Raw genomic sequence first — 14,986 nt, forward strand, 5'->3', positions numbered from 1 at the left:
GCAAGTTTGCTGCGATTGTGCCAGTCCTGCGCCACCCGCCGGCAACGACCGCGCACCGGGTGAGAGGAAACGCCATGACTATCGCCACCAAGCCCCGGCTCTCGCTGCCGCGAATCATCGAAATGAACATCGGCTTCTTCGGCCTGCAATTCAGCTTCGGGTTGCAGCAGGCCAACATGGGGCCGATCTACGGCTTCCTCGGCGCGGAAGAAGCGACGATGCCGCTGCTGTGGCTGGCAGGGCCGATGACCGGGCTGATCGTCCAGCCGATCATCGGCGCGATGAGCGACCGGACCTCCTCCCGCCTCGGCCGGCGGACGCCCTATTTCCTGATCGGTGCGATAATCTGCTCGATCAGCCTGTTCCTCATGCCCTATTCCAGCGCGCTGTGGATGGCGGCGAGCCTTCTTTGGATCCTCGATGCCGGTAACAACATCACGATGGAGCCCTATCGCGCCTATGTCGCAGACCGGCTGGTACCGGAACAGCGTTCCATCGGCTTTCTGACCCAAAGCGCCTTTACCGGCCTTGCGCAGACCTTGTCCTACCTCGCCCCCACCCTCCTCACCAGCTTCGTCGCCCGCGACGTGCTGGACGACAACGGCATCCCGGTGGTGGTGCGCATCGCCTTCATCATCGGGGCGATCCTTTCGATCAGCACCATCGTCTGGTCTGTGTGGCGCGTGCCGGAACTGCCCTTGACCGAAGAGGAGCAGGCGGAGCTGGAGGCCAAGCCGCTGACGCCGGGCGCCACCCTGGTGGAAATCGGCAGCGCCATCCGCGCCATGCCGCGCGCCATGCGCCAGCTTTCGCTCGCCATGCTGTGCCAGTGGTACGCGATGTTCGCCTATTGGCAGTACATCACCTTTGCCGTCGGGCGGTCGCTGTACGATACTTCCGACCCGTCTAGCGCCGCGTTCCGCGATGCGACGCTGACCACCCAGCAGGCGGGCGCGCTCTACAATTTCATCGCCTTCCTCGCGGCGCTCGCGCTGATCCCGGTGGTGCGGAAATTGGGCGCGCGGTCGGTCCATGCCTTCTGCCTCACCGCCTCGGGCATCGCCATGCTGCTGATCCCCGGCGTCGACACGCCCGCGATGCTGTTCGCGCTGATGCTGGGCATCGGCATCGGCTGGGCCGGCATGATGGGCAACACCTACGTGATGCTGGCCGATGCCATCCCGCCGCAGCGAAACGGCATCTACATGGGCATCTTCAACATGTTCATCGTCATCCCGATGCTGATCCAGACGCTGACCATGCCGCTGTTCTACGAGCCGCTGCTGGGCGGCGATCCGCGCAATGTGCTGCTGCTGGGCGGCGCGCTAATGATCCTCGGCGCGGTCGCGACCATGTTCGTCGATGCAGGCCGTCCGGTGCCAAAGGTGATGCAGGCGCGGGCCGGCTAGGCTAGCAAGGGGCATGGCTGACCGGAACGCATCCGACCCGCGCCCCGTGCGCACGATCACGGACCTGGCGAAACTCGCCGGGGTATCGCCCGGTACCGTGTCGCGCGCGCTGGCCGGCAAGAGTCTGGTGAACACCAAAACCCGCGAGAAAATCGAGGCGCTGGCACGCGAGCACGGCTTTCGCCCCAACCAGATGGCCAGCCGCCTGCGCCGCCAGAAGACCGGCGTCATCGGGGTGATCATTCCGCTGGGACACGAACAGAAACAGCAGGTGTCCGACACGTTCTTCATGACGCTGCTGGGCCATCTGGCCGATGCTCTGACCGAGAAAGGCTATGATCTGATGCTGCGCCGGGTCGTGCCCGCCAGCGACGAGGACTGGCTCGATCCGTTCATCGGTTCGGGCATGATCGACGGGGTCATCGTGGTCGGCCAGTCCGACCAGTTCGACCACCTGGAGGAAGTGGCCGATGGCTATCGCCCGATGGTCGTCTGGGGCCAGCACCGAGAAGGGCAGCGACACTGCGTTGTCGGCTCGGACAACCGGCTGGGCGGCAAGCTCGCGGCGGAAAGGCTGGTCGCAGGCGGCGCGAAGACACTGGCTTTCGTGGGCGATACCAATGCGCCCGAATTCGCCGCGCGTTTTGCAGGCGCGAAGCAGGTGGCGGATGCCTACGGCGCGCGGCTGGACGAATTGCCCGCCCATGTGGCCACCAGTGGCATGACAACGGAAATCGCCGCCTTGATGCGGCGCGCGGCAGGCTCCTACGACGGGCTTTTCGCGGCCACCGACCTTCTCGCCCTCGCCTGCCTGGGCGAATTGCGCAAGCTGGGGCGTGCGGTACCCGAAGGCATGCGCATCGTCGGCTTCGACGATTTGCCCATCGCCCAGCAGACCACCCCCGCCCTTACGACCATCCGCCAGGATATAGCCGGCGGCGCACGCGCGATGGTCGAATTGCTGTTGAGGCGAATTGCCGGCGAGAATACCGAAAGCATCGTGATGCCGCCGAAACTGGTGGTGCGCGGAACGGCCTGAGTAGCGACCGGCCAAGGGCCATCGCAGCTTGCCGTCATGCGGGACATTGGGGCTACAGCAGAATTGCGCAGAAAAGGACGGGATGGTGCTTTGGCGGAGAGGGTGGGATTCGAACCCACGGTACCCAGAAGGCACAACAGTTTTCGAGACTGCCCCGTTCGACCACTCCGGCACCTCTCCGCAAGAAAAGCACACGGCCCATGCACGGGCCGCCGGTCCGGGAAGCGCGGCGGTTAGCGAAAGCGGTGCGGCTTGCCAAGCCTGCAATGCTGCGACTGCGTAAATTTCCGGGCACTGCCTAGGGCCGCTTTCTTGTTTCGATAACCCGCAGCCCCTATTTTACCATGCGATGATGGACCGTACCGAATTCTATTCCGCGCAGGCCGGCCGCCGGATCGATGCGCCGCGCAGCAACGAGGCGCGCTTTGCGATCGGCGATATCGTGCGCCACCGCCTGTTCGATTTCCGCGGCGTGGTGTTCGATATCGACCCTGTGTTCGCCAACAGCGAGGAATGGTACGAATCCATCCCGCAGGACGTGCGCCCCAAACGCGAACAGCCGTTCTACCACTTGCTGGCAGAGAACGAGGACAGTAGCTACGTCGCCTACGTCAGCCAGCAGAACCTGCTCGAAGACAGCCTTGGCGGGCCGGTGGACCATCCCACCGTGCCGCAATTGTTCGAGGATTTTGCCGACGGGCGCTATCGCCTGCGCCGCAGCTTGAGCCACTAGGCCCGCGGCCTCAGCTCTTCAGCTTCCACCCGCTCTTCAGCAAGCGGTAGGTGATCACCGCCACCACGATATTCAGCGCCAGCACGCCCAGCGCCGCGTGCCATACGGCAGCGTCGGTCGAAGCGATGTCGGTCTCCCCTAGGAAACCGTAACGGAAGCCGGAAATCACGTAGAAGAACGGGTTCAGCCGGCTGATCGTCTGGAATGTCGGCGCGAGGTTGTCGATGACGTAGAACGTGCCCGACAGCAGCGTCAGCGGCGCGATCACGAAGTTGGTAATCGCCGCATTGTGATCGAACTTCTCGGCCCAGATCGAGGTGATCAGCCCGACCAGCGCCAGCAGCATTGCGCCCATCAGCCCGAACCAGGCGATGGCCCAGGGATGTTCCGCGGACAGGGTCACGCCGGGATAGAGCCACATGGCCAGCGCCACCGCCGCGCCGACCATCACCGCGCGCGTGATTGCCGCGGCGACGATCGCCAGCATCAGCTCCCACGAAGCAATCGGCGGCATCAAATAATCGACGATCGTCCCCTGGATCTTGCCGACCAGCAGGCCGAAGCTGGAATTGGCAAAGGCGTTCTGCATCATGCCCATCATGATCAGGCCCGGCGCCACGAAGCTGCCGAACGGCACGCCCAGCACTTCGCGCCCGCTGCGGCCCAGCGCGACGGTGAAGATGACAAGGAACAGCAGCGTCGTGATCGCGGGCGCCCAGACGGTCTGCGTCTGCACCTTGAGAAACCGGCGGACCTCCTTTACATAGAGCGTCCACAGCCCGACACGGTTCATCCCGTGGAAGCGGGCTTCCCCCGGGGGCGGAAACTTGCCCGCCGATGTGCCGCTGTCCTGCCGCAGGACGGGCGCTTCGGAAGCAAGCGATTGCGCTTGATCGGTCATGGGACGTGCGCCTATCGGGCGGCGCCCCTGCTGGCAAGCGCGCCGCGCGCCCCGAATTGACAACGCACAGGAATTTGCATGAGCTGGACCGAAGACCGTATCGCCACCCTCACCAAGATGTGGGAAGGCGGTGCCACGGCAAGCCAGATCGCCGACGAGCTGGGCGGCGTGTCGCGTAACGCCGTGATCGGCAAGGCGCATCGCCTCGGGCTGAAGAGCCGCCCCTCGCCGGTGAAGGCGAACGAGAAGAAGGCCGCGCCGGCCGCCAAGAAGAAAAAGGCTGCGCCTGCCAAGCCCACGCCGAAGAAGCCCGCGGCACCTGCGCCCGCGCCTGCTGCCGCAGCGAAACCTGCCGCGCCTGCACAGGCCCCGGGCCAGCGTCCGGCCGCCGCATCGCAGCCGGTCCAAAGCCAGCCGATCCCCGGCGCAACCAACCGCGCCGATCAGCCGAAAATCGTCTCGGTCGGCCCCGGCGGCTTCCTGCGGCAAGGGCCCGGCGACCAGCAGCCGCCGATCCCGCCCGCGCCGCCGCGCCGGCTGGTGCCTGCCAAGCCCGACCCGTCGATTGCCGACAAGACCAGCCTGCTCGACCTGTCGGACAAGGTCTGCCGCTGGCCGATGGGCCACCCGGGCGAAAGCGATTTCCACTTCTGCGGCGAGGCGGTGAACCCCGGCTTCCCCTATTGCGTCCAGCATTGCGGCCGGGCGTACCAGGCACAGCTGCCGCGCGGTGCGCGCCGTCCCCCGCCGCCCTTGCCCTTCGGCGGGCCCCGCGTCCGCTAATCCGGCAACAACCGAGTGCCGCGACACAAAATTGAGGCCCGGCAGTTACAAGACTGCCGGGCCCTTTTGTTGCCCACCAACGGAGCTTCCCCATGGCCATTTCCCTCCACACCGCCTTCGTCGGCAGCTGCCGCCAGATCCTGACCGGGCTCGACGGGCTCGTCTCCAAGGCGGAGACCCATGTCCGCGCCAACGATCTCGACGACGGCGAGCTGCTGCAGGCGAAGCTTGCGGACGACATGTGGGACCTGCCTTGGCACGTGCGCGCCTGCTGGATGCATTCGGCCTATGCGCTGCGCCAGGCTGCGGGCGGCGAATTTACGCCCAATTTCACCGAACTGCCGATGGATTGGGCCGCGATGCACGCCATGATCGCCGATGCGCAGGATACGCTGAGCCAGGTCAGTGAAGACGAGCTGGCCCAACTGGCCGGTCGCAACGTGAAATTCGTCCTCGGCGGCAAGCCGCGCTTCGAAGGCCCGGCCGAAGAGTTCCTGCTGAGCTTCAACCTGCCGAATTTCTATTTCCACGCCACGACCTTCTACGACATCCTGCGGATGAAGGGCGTTTCGCTGGGCAAGCGCGACTATCTCGGCGCGCTGCGCCTCTCGCAAATCGAAGGCTAGGAACAACCGACGACTTCCTTCCGTTGGGGCAGCAAGCCCCCATTCGAAAGGACAAAACATGGAAGTCGTCGGCTACGGTACTCAGGAAGCCAGCGCCAAGCTGAGCCCGCTGAAATTCACGCGCGAGGATCCGCGCGCCGGCGAGATTGCGATCGAGGTGACCCATTGCGGGGTCTGCCATTCCGACCTTCACCAAGCGCGCGACGACTGGGACAACACCGTGTGGCCGTGCATTCCCGGCCACGAGGTCGTGGGCACCGTAACCGCGGTCGGCGAAGGTGTGACGAAGTTCAAAGTGGGCGACCGGGCCGGCATCGGCTGCATGGTCAATTCCTGTCAGGAATGCGACCAGTGCGACATGGGGCACGAGCAGTATTGCACCGGCCCGAAAAGCTGCACGCTGACCTACAACGGTCCGAAGAAGCCCGACGGGACTAACACCTATGGCGGCTATTCCACCGGGTTCGTCGTGCGCGAGGAATTCGCGCTGACGATCCCAGACGCGATCGACTTGGAACACGCCGCCCCGATCCTTTGTGCGGGCATCACGACCTACCAGCCGATGAAATATTTCGGCCTGAAGGAAGGGATGACGCTGGGTGTCGCGGGCATCGGCGGGCTCGGCCACATGGCCGTGCAGATCGGCAAGGCGCTGGGCGCAAAAGTCGTCGCGCTCACGACGAGCCCCGGAAAGAAAGACGCGATCGAGAAGCTGGGCGCGGACGCGGTCATCGACGTGAATGACGGGGATGCGATGGAGGCAAACGCGCAGACCATCGACCTGATCGTCAACACCATTCCCTACCAGCACGATCTCAATCCCTATCTCGCTCTGATGAAAGCCAAGAGCCAGATCGCCGTCGTCGGCAATTTCCTGGGCTTCGACGATCTCGACACCGCCACCATGGTGTTCCAGCACGTCGGCGTGACCGGGTCGCTGATCGGCGGCGTGGCGGACACGCAGGAAGTGCTGGAGCTGTGCGCCAAGCACGACATCCGGCCCGAAATCGAGATGATCCGCATGGACGAGATCAACACCGCGTTCGAGCGCATGCAGGAAGAGGATGTCCGCTTCCGCCACGTGATCGACATGGCCAGCCTCCGCGACGACAAGGATGCGGCGGACAAGGCCGTGAAAATCGACGATCCGGTTCGCGGCGAAGTGGTGGGGCGCTGACATGGGCACGCAAGCACGCGGGGCAGTGGTGGCCGAAGCGGGCGCGGATTTCGAGATCCGCGATGTGACGATCGACGATCCGGGCCCCAACGAGGTGCTGGTCAAGATCGTGGCGACCGGTCTGTGCCACACCGATCTGGCCGTGAAGGACGGCGATCTGCCGACCAATTTCCCCGCCGTCCTCGGTCACGAAGGGGCAGGGGAAGTATTGGCAGTCGGCGATGCGGTGCAAGGCATCGCGAAAGGCGACAAGGTCGTGCTGTCCTACGGCAGCTGCGGCCATTGCCGGCCGTGCCAGGAAGGCGATCCTGCCTATTGCGCGGATTTCAATCCGCTCAATTTCATGAACGAACGGCAGGGCAGCGACCGGTCGGTCTTCGAAGACGGCCCCAACGCGGCTTTCTTCCAGCAATCGTCTTTCGCGACCCACGCCATCGCGCACGAGCGTAACGTGGTGAAGATCGAAAGCGATACGGACATCTCGCTGCTCGGCCCGCTGGGCTGCGGCATCCAGACGGGTGCCGGCGCGGTCTTGCGGACCGCCCAGGTGCCGGCCGGTTCCGCCGTCGCCGTGTCGGGCTGCGGCAGCGTCGGCATGGCGGCCCTGATGGCGGCAAAGGTCGCAGGGGCATCGGTCATAATCGCCATCGACCCCAATACCGACCGACTGAAAACCGCAGAAGAGCTGGGCGCGACCGATACAATCGCCGTAGGAGACGATACCGATGTGGCCGAGGCGGTCCGCAAGATCGTGCCGGCCGGCGTCGATTACGTGATCGAATGTTCGGGCAATGCCGCCGCGGCCAGGGACGGCTGGTCCGCCCTCGCCAATCGCGGCACGCTGGTGGTCGTGGGCGCACCGCCGCAGGGCACCGACTATTCCTTTGATGCCAACGAGCACATCCTGAGCGGCCGCAAGATCGTCGGCTGCGTGGAGGGCGACAGCAAGGTGAAGCAATTCATCCCGCAATTGGTCGATCTGTTCGAGCAGGGCCGCTTCCCGTTCGACAAGCTGACCAAGCGATACAAGTTCGACGAAATCAACAAGGCCGTCGCCGATCTGGAGGACGGCACGGTTTTCAAGCCGATCATCGAGATGGGCTGACGGTCGGTCGACCGGGGTTGCAACAATGGCCGGGCGGCCTCTAGGCGTCTTCGCATATTCGTGAAGCAGCCGGGGCCGCCCGATCCATGTTTGCCATCCCTGACCCGATCCGCCGCGCCGTGCCGCTGGCCGCGCTTGTCCTTCTTGCAACGCCGGCCGCGGCGCAGGACCTGCCGGAACCGGCGCGCGCGATGGTGGATGCCGCAATCGCCACAGGTGATGCGGCAAAGGTCGCGGCCGTCGCCGAAGCGGCGCGCACGACCAACCCCGATGCGGTCGAGGAAATCGACGGACTGGTGGCGGCGTTCACCGCCGAACGCGAGCGGATCGCTGCCGAAGAAGCCGCCGAGGAAAAGCGCGCGCTCCGAGAAGCCGGCGTTTTCGCCCGCTGGTCCGGTGAAGGCCAGCTCGGCGGGTTCCGCGCTACCGGGAACGCCGACCAGCTGGGTCTGACGGCAGGCGCTAAGCTGGAGCGCGATGGCATCGACTGGACGCACAAGCTCGCGCTGCTTGCCGATTACCAGGAAAACAACGGCGTCGCCGCGCGCGAACAGTACCGGGCGACGTACGAGCCCAACTACCGGGTGGACGACTGGGTGTTTGTCTACGGCCTCGCCCAGTTCGAGAGCGACCGGTTCCAGGGGTACGACGCGCGCTATTCGTTCTCCGGCGGCGCGGGCCTGACCCTGCTCGACGAAAAGGAGGTGCAGCTTTCGGTCAAGGGCGGTCCGGCCTGGCGGCGCACCGAGAGGGTGGACGGCACGGCGCGGGAGCGCATTTCCGCCCTCGCCGCGCTGGATTTCGACTGGCAGGTGGCGGAGCGGCTGAAACTGTTCGAGGATGCCAGCGTGTTCTATGAACCCGAAGGCACGACGCTGGCGGCGCGCACGGGGCTGGAGGCCGGGCTCGGGTCCTCGCTATCCGCGCGCTTCAGCTACGCCGTGGAATACGAGACCGATCCGCTGGCAGGCGCGGTTTCGACCGACACCCTCACCCGGTTCACGCTCATCTACGGCTTTTGAGCCTCAACGCTTTCGCGCGAACCAGATGAAATGTTGCGGGCCCTTGTTGTTGGGCCGCGCACGCACCCTGCGGACCTCCACATCGAAACGTGCATCGCGCAGGCGCTGGGTGAACTTGTGATCGTCCGCCGCCGACCACACGGCAAGCAGGCCGCCCGGGTTCAGCGCGTCGCGCGCCCGGGCGAGCCCGGTGCGCGTGTAAAGCCGTTCGTTGCCATCGTGGACGATGCCGTCGGGCCCGTTGTCCACGTCGAGCAGGATCGCGTCGTAACGCGGTGTGGTGCCGTCTACCGCATCGTCGATCAACGCGGCGACATCGGCAATCACGATTTCCCCGCGCGGATCGTCCATGCAATCGCCGGTCAATTCCGTCAGCGGACCTTTCGCCCATTCGAGGATATCGGGCACTACCTCCGCCACCGTCACCTTGCCCCTTTCGGGCAGGGCGGCCAGTGCCGCGCGGTAAGTGAAGCCCATGCCGTAGCCGCCGATGAGCAGGTGCGGCGAACTTGCTTCCAGTCGCTCCACCGTGAGCTCGGCCAGTTGCTCCTCGCTGAAGCGCATGCGCGTGCCCATCAGCTCGTCCCGGCCCAGCATGATGATGAAGTCGCGCCCGTGGCTGACCAGTTCCAGCGTGCCCCCGCCGGGGATCTCCGCAGTGGCGATATGTTCACGCGGCAGCATCGTAACCCTCCGGTTGCGACCCCGGGATCACGAGCCGGGCGATCGCGCCCTTCCCGTCAGTCCGATTGTCCAACGTGAACTCCCCGCGCAAGCCCTTCGCCAGCGTGCAGGCAATCCGCAGGCCCAGGCTGTCCGACCCTTCCAGTTCGAACCCGTCGGGCAAACCGATGCCTTCGTCCTGGATGCAGATGATGTAGCAGCGGTCCTCGTTCTCTTCCCCGTTTTCAACCACCGTGACCTCCAGCGGGCCGCCGCCGTCGGCATAGGCGTGCTCCACCGCGTTGCTGATCGCTTCCGCCACGACGAGGGCCGTCGGCACAGCGTCCTTGGCCTCCAGAGTGCCTTGCACCTTCTCGTCGAACAGGTAGCGGATATCGCGCCTGCCCGAAGCGTCCAGCGTGTCCTGCGCGATGCGGTTGATGTAGCTGCCCAGCGGCAACTGCGCGCCGTCGGCACGGTACAGAGTCCGCTGCAGCCGGCCGATCAACCCCAGCCTGCGCGACGCATCGGCCAAGGCCTGCTTGCCCTCCCCTTCGGCCATGCCGCGCTGCTGAAGCGTCAGGAGCGAAGAGACCATCTGCAGGTTGTTGCCGACGCGGTGCTGCAGTTCCTTGAACAGCATCTCGCGCGTCTCGGCCAGTTCGGCGCTCTTTCGCTGTTCCAGTGCCAGGCGCGCGTTGGCGATCTGCATCCAGTGGACGAGGGCGATGTCGACCACCACAATACCGAGGAAGAAAGCCAGAGCCACCACCGCCCGGAAATCGAGCGCGAAGCTTTCGACCGGCGGGATGAAGAAATACCAGCTCAGCAGGCCACACAGCAAAGCGGCGAGCGCTCCCGGCCCGACGCCGAAGAAGAAGGCGGTCAGGATGACCGGGGGAAAGAAGGTGATGTAGGGGAAGCCGTCCGGCAACGCCCCTTCGACGGCCCAGCGCAACAACAGCCCCGCCACGCTGGACAGGATGGCGACGCCATAGCCGATCCACGGACGACGACGAGCCAGCGGCAGTCGCTGCAGGAAGGTCAGACTATCGGGCGGAAGGTCCCTAAGGGCCTTGAACATCGGATCGGGTCGCTTTCGTCTGGCTATTATTGAAAGGGCCGCGGAAGCGCATACTCCCGCGGCCCTGAAATGCCAAAAGGCGTTTGAAGGATCAGTCCTTCAGGAAGTCGGGCACGTGGGCTTCACCGCCCCCGTTGTCGTTACCGCCGTCGCCGTCACGGCCGCCACGCGGGCCACGACCGCGACCGCCACGGTCGCCACCGCGACCGCCGCCACGTCCGCCACGATCACCGCCGCCACGCGGGCCGCGGTCGCCGCGATCACCGCGCGGTTCGCGCGGCGGGCGGGTGTCTTCCAGCTCTTCGCCGGTTTCCTGGTCGACCACGCGCATCGACAGGCGGACCTTGCCGCGCTGGTCGATCTCGAGGACCTTGACCTTCACTTCCTGGCCTTCGCTGACGACGTCGGTCGGCTTCTCGACACGCTCGTTCTTCATTTCGGACACGTGGACGAGACCGTCCTTGCCGCCCATGAAGTTCACGAATGCACCGAAGTCGACGATGTTGACGACCTTGCCGTTGTAGATCTTGCCGACTTCCGCTTCTTCGACGATGCCTTCGATCCACGCCTTAGCAGCGGCGATCTCGTCGGCATTGCTGGACGAGATCTTGATCACGCCCTCGTCGTCGATGTCCACCTTGGCGCCGGTTTCGGCCACGATCTCGCGGATCACCTTGCCGCCGGTACCGATGACGTCGCGGATCTTCGACTTGTCGATCTGCATGGTCTCGATACGCGGTGCGTGCTTGGACACCTCACCGCGTGCCGAACCCAGGGCCTTCTGCATTTCGCCCAGGATGTGCGCGCGGCCTTCGCTGGCCTGAGCCAGTGCGGTCTTCATGATCTCCTGCGTGATGCCGGCGACCTTGATGTCCATCTGCAGGCTGGTGATGCCCTTTTCCGAACCGGCGACCTTGAAGTCCATGTCGCCGAGGTGGTCTTCGTCACCCAGGATGTCCGACAGGACGGCGAACTCGTCGCCTTCGAGGATCAGGCCCATCGCGATGCCCGAAACCGGGCGCTCGATCGGCACGCCGGCGTCCATCATCGACAGGCAGCCGCCGCACACGGTCGCCATCGAGGACGAGCCGTTGCTCTCCGTGATGTCGGACAGGATGCGGATGGTGTACGGGAAGTCCTCATGCGCGGGCAGCACCGGATGCAGCGCGCGCCATGCGAGCTTGCCGTGACCGGTTTCGCGCCGGCTCGTGAAGCCGAAACGGCCCACTTCGCCGACCGAATAGGGCGGGAAGTTGTAGTGCAGCATGAAGTGGTTGTACGACAGACCTTCGAGACCGTCGATCATCTGCTCGGCATCCTTGGTGCCCAGCGTGGTGGTGCAGATCGCCTGCGTTTCACCGCGCGTGAACAGGGCCGAACCGTGCGTACGGGGCAGCAGACCGACCATCGCCTCGATCGGGCGGACCTGGTTCAGCTTGCGGCCGTCGATGCGCTGGCCGTCCTTAAGGATGGCACCGCGCACGATTTCCGCTTCCAGCTTCTTGACCGCCTTGTTGGCGACCATCTGCGTCTGCGGTTCATCGTCTGCGAACGCGTCCTTCGCCTTGGCGCGCGCTTCGTTGAGCGCGTCGGAGCGGGCCGACTTGTCGGTCAGCTTGTAGGCGGCGGCGATGTCGCTACCCACGATGCCGCGCAGCTTTTCCTTGATCGCGGAGGTATCGTCCGACTGGTCGATTTCCCACGGGTCCTTGGCGGCCTGCTCGGCGAGATCGATGATCGCGCCGATGACCTTGCGGCTTTCCTCGTGCGCGAACATGACGGCGCCGAGCATTTCCTCTTCGGTCAGTTCCTTCGCTTCGGATTCGACCATCATCACCGCGTCCTGCGTCGCGGCGACGACCAGGTCGAGACGACCGTCTTCGCCCAGCGCATCGGTCAGGCTGGGGTTGAGGACATATTCGCCATCGTTGGTGAAGCCGACGCGTGCCGCGCCGATCGGGCCCATGAAAGGCACGCCGCTGATGGTAAGGGCCGCAGAGGCGGCAATCATCGCGACGATATCGGGCTCGGTCTCGCCGTCATAGGACAGAACCTGCGCGATCACGTTGATTTCGTTGTAGAAGCCTTCCGGGAAGAGCGGCCGCACCGGGCGGTCGATCAGGCGGGAGGTCAGCGTTTCCTTCTCCGTGGCGCGGCCTTCGCGCTTGAAGAAGCCGCCCGGGATACGGCCCGCAGCGGAGAATTTTTCCTGGTAGTGGACAGTCAGCGGGAAGAAGTCCTGCCCTTCGCGAACACTCTTGGCGGCGGTCACGGCGCACAGCACCACGGTTTCGCCATAGGTGGCCAGCACGGCGCCGTCAGCCTGACGGGCGATCTGGCCGGTTTCGAGGGTGAGGGTCTTTCCGCCCCACTCCAGCGATACGGTTTTCTTGTCGAACATGTATTTTCCTAAATGACCCGCACGGCCTCATTGCGGTGCGGGGCCTACTGCCGGGGATACCGTCCCGGTCCGGTTCGGGGCTCATCTCGCCCCATTGGCCGCACGCCTGCGCCGGATTGCGCAGGTGCCGGATAAACGAAGGGCGGCCTTTCGAGCCGCCCCCCGGTAACTCTTATTTACGCAGACCCAGCTTCTGGATCAGGGCGTTGTAGCGCTCCACGTCCTTCTTCTTGAGATAGGCGAGGAGGCTGCGGCGCTTGTTGACCATGGCCAGCAAGCCGCGACGCGAATGGTTGTCCTTGTGGTGGCTCTTGAAGTGGTCGGTCAGGTTGCGGATGCGTTCCGTCAGGATGGCGACCTGTACTTCGGGGGAGCCGGTGTCGCCCTTGCCCTGGGCGTTGTCCTTGATGATCTTCTGCTTGTTTTCGGCGGTAACCGACATGTCTGTTCTCACTTGCTCAGCGACATCTTCAAAGGTTGAACCCCCGCACGACTTTCGCCGTGCCGCCGTTCAGGTCCACCAGCGCTACCGGCACATCGGCCAGCATCGCACAGTAAAGCCCGTCGGTGTGGGGCAGCCCGGAAACGACCCGGCCCTGGCGGACCGCCTGCGCGCTTTCCGGATCGAGGACCAGGGCCGGGATGTCGTCCAGCCCCGCTTCGAGCGGCAGGAGGAGGTCTTCAAGCGCCGCGCCCTTACCGATTTCGTTCAGTTTGTCTAGCGAAATCGCCTGTTCCTGGCGGAACGGGCCGGCCTTGGTACGCCTGAGGTAGGTAACGTGGCCCAGCGTGCCAAGGGCGCGTGCGATATCCCGTGCAAGGGAGCGGATGTAAGTGCCCTTGCTGACGTGCGCCGTCAGCGTGACCGCATCGGCCAGTTCCAATGGTGCCTGCGGATCGTAGGGGTCGGGGCGGCCGGCACTGGTGGCAAAGGCGCTCGGGATGTCGTCGCCATCGTCACGCTGCCCCTGCAGGCGGAGCGAATGGATCGTCACGATCCGCGTTTTCATCTCCACCTCTTCGCCCGCCCGCGCGCGGTCGTAGGCGCGCTTTCCGTCGACTTTCAGCGCAGAGTATTTTGGCGGGACCTGCTCGATCTCGCCGGTGAAGTGCTCCAGCACCGCAGAAATCGCGGCCATCGGCGGGCGGCGGTCGGTGCGCTGCGTCACCTCGCCCTCGGCATCCAGCGTGTCGGTTTCCTCCCCGAACTGGATGGTAAAGTCGTAAACCTTGCTCGCATCGAGCATGCGGCCGGCAAGCTTCGTCGCCTCCCCCAGCGCGATCGGCAGCACGCCTTCGGCTTCGGGGTCGAGCGTGCCGCCATGGCCGGTCCTGGTCTTCGGCAGCCCCGCTTCGCGCAAATTACGCTTTACGGCTGCGACCGCTTGGGTGGAGCCCAGCCCGCGCGGCTTATCGAGGATGATCCAGCCATTGATCGCACCGTTGATCGCATCGTCGCTCACTTGCCCAGCGCCTCGCTGAAATGGCGGCGGCACAGCGCGACATAGCGGTCGTTGCCGCCGATTTCGGTCTGCGCGCCCTCGCTCACCGCAGCGCCGCTTTGATCGACGCGCAGGTTCATCGTCGCCTTGCGCCCGCAGTGGCAGACGGCCTTCAATTCCACCAGGCTGTCGGCGATGCCCAGCAGTACGGCGGAGCCGGGGAACAGTGCGCCCTGGAAATCGGTGCGCAGGCCATAGCACAGCACCGGGATGCCATGACGGTCGGCAATCTCGGCGCATTGCCACACCTGCCCCTCGGTCAGGAATTGCGCCTCGTCGATCAGCACGCAATGAATCGGCTCGCGCGCATGGTCTTCCAGCACCCGGGCAAGGATGTGCGTATCCGCCTCGAAACGGTGCGCGTCGCTGGCAAGACCGATCCGGCTGCTGATCGCGCCGAAGCCGGGCCGGTCGTCGATCGCCGCCGTCCACAGCGACACGCGCATGTCGCGCTCGCCGTAATTGAAGGCCGCCTGCAGCAGGGTGCTCGATTTGCCGGCATTCATGCTCGCGTAATAGAAATACAGCTTTGCCATCGGCC

The 14,986-nt window shown here is 65.0% G+C and carries 15 protein-coding genes and 1 tRNA gene; 8 read left to right on the forward strand and 8 right to left on the reverse strand.

Annotated elements, in window-relative coordinates; genetic code table 11:
- Positions 1-74: 74 nt before the first annotated feature.
- Positions 75-1,409: an MFS transporter gene (locus VCJ71_RS06370; protein WP_324639854.1), complete on the forward strand. Its 1,335-nt coding sequence runs from the start codon at positions 75-77 to the stop codon at positions 1,407-1,409.
- A gap of 13 nt (positions 1,410-1,422) precedes the next feature.
- Complete coding sequence (locus VCJ71_RS06375) at positions 1,423-2,448, forward strand: LacI family DNA-binding transcriptional regulator (RefSeq protein WP_324639855.1); 1,026 nt, start codon at positions 1,423-1,425, stop codon at positions 2,446-2,448.
- Positions 2,449-2,539: 91 nt separating this feature from the next.
- Here the strand turns inward: VCJ71_RS06375 and VCJ71_RS06380 are convergent.
- Positions 2,540-2,628: transfer RNA gene (locus VCJ71_RS06380), tRNA-Ser, on the reverse strand.
- Positions 2,629-2,800: 172 nt separating this feature from the next.
- Here VCJ71_RS06380 and hspQ point away from each other — a divergent pair.
- Positions 2,801-3,181, forward strand: coding sequence for a heat shock protein HspQ (gene hspQ, locus VCJ71_RS06385; RefSeq protein ID WP_324640888.1), 381 nt, complete (start codon positions 2,801-2,803; stop codon positions 3,179-3,181).
- A 10-nt stretch (positions 3,182-3,191) separates the two neighbouring features.
- Here the strand turns inward: hspQ and VCJ71_RS06390 are convergent, their stop codons facing one another.
- A complete protein-coding gene (locus tag VCJ71_RS06390; RefSeq protein ID WP_416379142.1) occupies positions 3,192-4,082 on the reverse strand; it encodes an ABC transporter permease in 891 nt (296 codons plus the stop codon).
- Between the two features lie 78 nt (positions 4,083-4,160).
- Here VCJ71_RS06390 and VCJ71_RS06395 point away from each other — a divergent pair, with 78 nt between their 5' ends.
- The 5 genes from VCJ71_RS06395 (at position 4,161) to VCJ71_RS06415 (ending at position 8,795) form a co-directional block, all read left to right on the forward strand.
- Positions 4,161-4,865 (forward strand): GcrA family cell cycle regulator, encoded by a 705-nt coding sequence (locus VCJ71_RS06395; protein ID WP_324639856.1) that lies wholly within the window; start codon positions 4,161-4,163, stop codon positions 4,863-4,865.
- Between the two features lie 92 nt (positions 4,866-4,957).
- A complete protein-coding gene (locus VCJ71_RS06400; RefSeq protein WP_324639857.1) occupies positions 4,958-5,491 on the forward strand; it encodes a DUF1993 domain-containing protein in 534 nt (177 codons plus the stop codon).
- 58 nt (positions 5,492-5,549) lie between these two features.
- Entirely contained in the window at positions 5,550-6,668 is a 1,119-nt protein-coding gene (locus VCJ71_RS06405; RefSeq protein ID WP_324639858.1) for an NAD(P)-dependent alcohol dehydrogenase, read from the forward strand.
- A gap of 1 nt (position 6,669) precedes the next feature.
- Complete coding sequence (locus tag VCJ71_RS06410; RefSeq protein ID WP_324639859.1) at positions 6,670-7,773, forward strand: NAD(P)-dependent alcohol dehydrogenase; 1,104 nt, start codon at positions 6,670-6,672, stop codon at positions 7,771-7,773.
- An 86-nt stretch (positions 7,774-7,859) separates the two neighbouring features.
- Positions 7,860-8,795, forward strand: coding sequence for a DUF481 domain-containing protein (locus VCJ71_RS06415; protein ID WP_324639860.1), 936 nt, complete (start codon positions 7,860-7,862; stop codon positions 8,793-8,795).
- 3 nt (positions 8,796-8,798) lie between these two features.
- Here the strand turns inward: VCJ71_RS06415 and VCJ71_RS06420 are convergent, their stop codons facing one another.
- From VCJ71_RS06420 to VCJ71_RS06445, 6 genes are all read right to left on the reverse strand, one after another.
- On the reverse strand, positions 8,799-9,479 hold the full coding sequence (locus tag VCJ71_RS06420) for a spermidine synthase family protein (protein WP_324639861.1): 681 nt from the start codon (positions 9,477-9,479) through the stop codon (positions 8,799-8,801).
- Positions 9,466-10,542, reverse strand: coding sequence for a sensor histidine kinase (locus tag VCJ71_RS06425; protein ID WP_324639862.1), 1,077 nt, complete (start codon positions 10,540-10,542; stop codon positions 9,466-9,468). Before VCJ71_RS06425 ends, VCJ71_RS06420 begins: the two co-directional genes overlap by 14 nt.
- 91 nt (positions 10,543-10,633) lie before the next feature.
- Positions 10,634-12,943: a polyribonucleotide nucleotidyltransferase gene (pnp, locus tag VCJ71_RS06430; protein WP_324639863.1), complete on the reverse strand. Its 2,310-nt coding sequence runs from the start codon at positions 12,941-12,943 to the stop codon at positions 10,634-10,636.
- A gap of 172 nt (positions 12,944-13,115) precedes the next feature.
- Positions 13,116-13,385: a 30S ribosomal protein S15 gene (gene rpsO / locus VCJ71_RS06435; protein ID WP_290136823.1), complete on the reverse strand. Its 270-nt coding sequence runs from the start codon at positions 13,383-13,385 to the stop codon at positions 13,116-13,118.
- Positions 13,386-13,413: 28 nt separating this feature from the next.
- Positions 13,414-14,406 carry a tRNA pseudouridine(55) synthase TruB gene (gene truB, locus VCJ71_RS06440; protein ID WP_324639864.1) on the reverse strand — a complete coding sequence of 331 codons (993 nt, stop codon included), beginning with the start codon at positions 14,404-14,406 and terminating at the stop codon, positions 13,414-13,416.
- Entirely contained in the window at positions 14,403-14,981 is a 579-nt protein-coding gene (locus VCJ71_RS06445; protein WP_324639865.1) for a thymidine kinase, read from the reverse strand. The genes truB and VCJ71_RS06445 overlap by 4 nt, the downstream gene beginning before the upstream one ends.
- Positions 14,982-14,986: the final 5 nt, after the last annotated feature.

This window comes from Pseudoblastomonas aquimaris (assembly GCF_035481675.1).
Taxonomy (GTDB): Bacteria; Pseudomonadota; Alphaproteobacteria; order Sphingomonadales; family Sphingomonadaceae; genus Alteriqipengyuania_B.

What these genes read in the sequence shown, in the direction of transcription:
- VCJ71_RS06390 (WP_416379142.1), bottom strand. Translation starts at nt 4,082, where the DNA reads ATGACCGATCAAGCGCAATCGCTTGCTTCCGAAGCGCCCGTCCTGCGG.
- VCJ71_RS06405 (WP_324639858.1), top strand. Translation starts at nt 5,550, where the DNA reads ATGGAAGTCGTCGGCTACGGTACTCAGGAAGCCAGCGCCAAGCTGAGC.
- VCJ71_RS06400 (WP_324639857.1), top strand. Translation starts at nt 4,958, where the DNA reads ATGGCCATTTCCCTCCACACCGCCTTCGTCGGCAGCTGCCGCCAGATC.
- VCJ71_RS06415 (WP_324639860.1), top strand. Translation starts at nt 7,860, where the DNA reads ATGTTTGCCATCCCTGACCCGATCCGCCGCGCCGTGCCGCTGGCCGCG.
- VCJ71_RS06420 (WP_324639861.1), bottom strand. Translation starts at nt 9,479, where the DNA reads ATGCTGCCGCGTGAACATATCGCCACTGCGGAGATCCCCGGCGGGGGC.
- VCJ71_RS06445 (WP_324639865.1), bottom strand. Translation starts at nt 14,981, where the DNA reads ATGGCAAAGCTGTATTTCTATTACGCGAGCATGAATGCCGGCAAATCG.
- VCJ71_RS06425 (WP_324639862.1), bottom strand. Translation starts at nt 10,542, where the DNA reads ATGTTCAAGGCCCTTAGGGACCTTCCGCCCGATAGTCTGACCTTCCTG.
- VCJ71_RS06370 (WP_324639854.1), top strand. Translation starts at nt 75, where the DNA reads ATGACTATCGCCACCAAGCCCCGGCTCTCGCTGCCGCGAATCATCGAA.
- hspQ (WP_324640888.1), top strand. Translation starts at nt 2,801, where the DNA reads ATGGACCGTACCGAATTCTATTCCGCGCAGGCCGGCCGCCGGATCGAT.
- VCJ71_RS06395 (WP_324639856.1), top strand. Translation starts at nt 4,161, where the DNA reads ATGAGCTGGACCGAAGACCGTATCGCCACCCTCACCAAGATGTGGGAA.
- pnp (WP_324639863.1), bottom strand. Translation starts at nt 12,943, where the DNA reads ATGTTCGACAAGAAAACCGTATCGCTGGAGTGGGGCGGAAAGACCCTC.
- VCJ71_RS06375 (WP_324639855.1), top strand. Translation starts at nt 1,423, where the DNA reads ATGGCTGACCGGAACGCATCCGACCCGCGCCCCGTGCGCACGATCACG.
- VCJ71_RS06410 (WP_324639859.1), top strand. Translation starts at nt 6,670, where the DNA reads ATGGGCACGCAAGCACGCGGGGCAGTGGTGGCCGAAGCGGGCGCGGAT.
- rpsO (WP_290136823.1), bottom strand. Translation starts at nt 13,385, where the DNA reads ATGTCGGTTACCGCCGAAAACAAGCAGAAGATCATCAAGGACAACGCC.